Consider the following 3,429-nt stretch of genomic DNA (forward strand, 5'->3'; position numbering starts at 1 on the left):
TTTTATCTCCTGCTTGCTTTTTAGTAGGAAAATCTCACTAAATTCCCCATCTTCTACCCTGTAGTCAATAACTTTACGGTAACGCCAATTTGATAAGCGCCCCTTGATGTCTTTTTCTGACCAAGTTGGTAAAGCGTCTAGTATTAAGTCTACTGTGATGATTCCATTTTCTTCTTGTATGTTTCTTAGTATTTCTTGTGTAAATACTTGTTTTCCCATTCTTTACCTCATTTTTTGGGTACGCAAAAAGCGCACTCTATTTCTATGTTTGACAAATAAGAGTACGCATGATAAGATATTTACGTACCTCATTTGTGGGGGCGGATACTTTGCAACTTCTCGGATTGGCGTTTGACAAGTTGCAAGGTATTTTTTATTTAGTAAGATTTTCAAAGGCTTTTCTCAAGGTTTCAGGTTTTGTCAAACCATTCTTTTTACCGTACTCTTCCAGCTTACTATTTAGCTGTTCGCTAACTCTGACTGTTAATTTTACGGTATTAGAGTTTTCTCCCTTCGGACGTCCTACTTTCTTTATTTTGTCAGTCATCGGATTGCCTCCTTTCTTGACGACATAAATTATTATAATTCTTGTCGTCTTAAATGTCAACCCCTAAACCGAAAAAAATTTAAAATCTTCCCAGCGTACCTTATTTTATTTTCAATGTACTAGCGGAAACCGCTGTATTATGCTATAATCTAGGTATAGAAAAATATCTATACTCTTGATTCAGTCGCTTGCTTCAGTCGCCAAACGTTCAGCAAGTGACTTTTTTGTTGTCAATCCCCAGTGGTAAAGCACCAGTGGAGTATCTTGTAGATGTAATATAGTATTGCGATTAGTTCGCTCCTTTCTTGCTTTTCGTGAACTTCTACTGTGTAAAAATATCGCTAATGCTTTTTTTAAAGTGGTTAGCGATTTTGAACATTTCAGAAATTTTGAAATCTGTCTTTCCTTGCTCCTTTGAACTATAAGAATTTTTTGAAATCCCCAAAAGTTTAGCAAGGTCGGACTGAGTAACGCCGTTTTCTTTTCGGATTTTTACTAGTTTTTCTTGCAATAATATCTTTCCTCCTTTCAGTGGTTTGCGAAATGTGAACAGCTCACAAAATACATTCTACCCCCTTTCCGTGAACTTGGCAAGGTTTTTTTGTAAAAAAACAAAAAAAGTTTGCTTTTTGTGAGAAAAGCTAGTATGATATAGTTGATAAAAGAAAGGAGGACTGAACATGGATTCTAGTGAATTGGCTTTATTTATCGGGCAACAAATAAAGTTACATAGAAAAAGAAACGGCTGGTCTCAAGTCGAACTTGCTAAAATTCTAGGTGTTGGAAAATCAACAATAGCCAATTATGAAAAAGGATACCGTTCACCAAGACAAAACACAATCTTTCAACTTGCCGATGTCTTTAATGTTTCTGTTGATGACCTTTTCCCAGCTATTAACTCAGAAACACCTACCACTTCCCCAGTTCAAGCCATCTATGATCAACTAACTCCACCAAGACAAGCAAAGGCCTTGACTTATCTTGAGAAGCAACTGCTAGAGCAGAAAAACGAAAACATAGTATCAGAAAATATTATCAGTCTGGACGACTACAGGGAAAGCAAGACGCTCCCTGTTATCGGAGTTGTAACCGCTGGAAACGGAATAACCCAAGACGATAACCTAAACATGGAAAAATGCTTTTATACTGATGAAATACCAGACGACTATGACGCTATCGCTTATGTCGTTGGCAACTCTATGGAGCCAAAGATAAAAAACGGCGACTATCTTTTTATAAAGAATGCACCTCAAGTTGACTATAACACTATCGGTATCTTCCAAGTAGACGGCGCTAACTACGTCAAGAAACTGCGTCAAGGGTATTTAGAAAGTCTCAACCCTGAATGTGCTGATATTCAACTAGACGAAGACAACGATATACGCACCATCGGCGAAGTCGTGAGTATATATAGAGAGAATTAAAAACTCCCCCATATTCGCCAATAGCAACCATCTTTTCATGGTCTATTGTGCAAAAACGGAGGAAAATGAAGAATAGAAAGCCGATTTTACAGACTAAAGCGCAAAAATGGGCAAAAGTGACAAATAGAAAGGAGAATTATGACCTACTCACAAAACTATCTGGACGATATACTAGTACGCATGGCCTACCATTCTAGCGGTATTGAAGGGAATACTATCTCTCTACCCGAAACCGTCAGCATTATCTTAGAAAGCACCTTGCCACGCAACGGCAAAAGTATTCGTGAGTTTTATGAGATTGAAAACCATAAACAGGCCTTTTCTTATCTCTTGGACTCATTGGCAAACCATCAAGCTCTTACTGTGGGGCTGGTTCAAGATTTTCACGCCTTATTAGTGGATAGGCTGCAACATGATCGCGGACAATTTAAGCAAGTTCAAAATGCCATTATCGGGGCGGAATTTCAAACGGCTAGCCCAGCAGAAACGCCCTACTTGATGACACAATGGGCGGATAATACTGCTTATCGTTTGGAGCATGCTCAGAATGAAAAAGAAGTATTAGAGATTTTAGCAGACACCCATATCCAGATTGAACGGATTCACCCATTTAGCGATGGTAACGGTCGTACTGGTCGCCTGATACTTATGTACTTGGCTATGAAGTATCTAAACGCTCCTATCATCATCTCAAAAGACTCAAGGGCGCATTATATGGAATTGTTAGCAAACCAAAATGTAACGGGACTAGCTGACCTCTTCAAAAAGTCACTGGACTACGAAAGAATACGAAAAAAACAGTTTTAAAGCAACAAAAAAAGACAAGCTAGCTACTGACAACTTGTCTAATATCGCCTGAACTGAAATAACGGGAAAGATTCAGGCGGTTACATGACTATTATACCATATTATTCAGAAAAACAAAAAAGGTAAGTCAATACCCTGTCATCATGCTATAACTCTCTAATGCGGTATAATTTAGACGATTTTCAACACTTCGGCATTTTAGGAACGCTTAAAGCGCTCTAAACAATATCAAAAAAAAAATAAAACTCTTGAAATATTGGGGCTTGTATGCTAGAATGAAAGTATAAAGGGAAAAGCAGTGCTTCTAGCATATGTAACTAAAAAGCCCCACCGTTACAGCGATGGGGGTTTTTGCTACCCTCTTAAAGGGTTAAAAGCTACTTGCTACGTCTCTTTATCCATAACTTGAAAAGCTCCGATAGTACGTTAACAAGTAACGGAGCTAGAAAAAGGGAAAACAACTCTAGCATATATAACACCTCCCTTCATGAATTAAATTGAGGGGCGAAAACATTATACCAAAAACACCCATCACAAACAAGCCCATATAAGCCCATATCCGCCTTGTTTACTACTCTGGTATTATTTACCGTCTGACTAATTAAAATCGAAAATAGGGGCATTCTCGTAGTTCCTCGCATGGTAAAACTT

General features: G+C 38.1%; 4 protein-coding genes and 1 pseudogene. 2 read left to right on the top strand and 3 right to left on the bottom strand.

From position 1 onward, the window contains the following. The 3 genes and pseudogenes from HT715_RS10835 to HT715_RS10845 all read right to left on the bottom strand — a co-directional run. Positions 1–219: pseudogene (locus HT715_RS10835) on the bottom strand (hypothetical protein); the annotation flags it as partial. 154 nt (positions 220–373) lie between these two features. After that, on the bottom strand, positions 374–547 hold the full coding sequence (locus HT715_RS10840) for a hypothetical protein (protein WP_000130088.1): 174 nt from the start codon (positions 545–547) through the stop codon (positions 374–376). 322 nt (positions 548–869) lie between these two features. Beyond that, a complete protein-coding gene (locus HT715_RS10845; RefSeq protein WP_023935912.1) occupies positions 870–1,058 on the bottom strand; it encodes a helix-turn-helix transcriptional regulator in 189 nt (62 codons plus the stop codon). 169 nt (positions 1,059–1,227) lie between these two features. Between HT715_RS10845 and HT715_RS10850 the strand changes: the two genes are divergently transcribed. Together HT715_RS10850 and HT715_RS10855 are read left to right on the top strand one after the other, a co-directional pair. Beyond that, positions 1,228–1,971 (top strand): S24 family peptidase, encoded by a 744-nt coding sequence (locus tag HT715_RS10850; RefSeq protein WP_023935914.1) that lies wholly within the window; start codon positions 1,228–1,230, stop codon positions 1,969–1,971. A 138-nt stretch (positions 1,972–2,109) separates the two neighbouring features. Beyond that, on the top strand, positions 2,110–2,778 hold the full coding sequence (locus HT715_RS10855) for a Fic family protein (RefSeq protein ID WP_023935916.1): 669 nt from the start codon (positions 2,110–2,112) through the stop codon (positions 2,776–2,778). The last annotated feature ends 651 nt before the right edge of the window (positions 2,779–3,429 follow it).

Origin of the sequence: Streptococcus sp. 4155 (assembly GCF_013276695.1) — a bacterium.
GTDB lineage: Bacteria > Bacillota > Bacilli > Lactobacillales > Streptococcaceae > Streptococcus > Streptococcus pseudopneumoniae.

Excerpts from the sequence above, each read along its gene's own strand:
- HT715_RS10840 (WP_000130088.1), bottom strand. The coding sequence starts at position 547 with ATGACTGACAAAATAAAGAAAGTAGGACGTCCGAAGGGAGAAAACTCT.
- HT715_RS10855 (WP_023935916.1), top strand. The coding sequence starts at position 2,110 with ATGACCTACTCACAAAACTATCTGGACGATATACTAGTACGCATGGCC.
- HT715_RS10850 (WP_023935914.1), top strand. The coding sequence starts at position 1,228 with ATGGATTCTAGTGAATTGGCTTTATTTATCGGGCAACAAATAAAGTTA.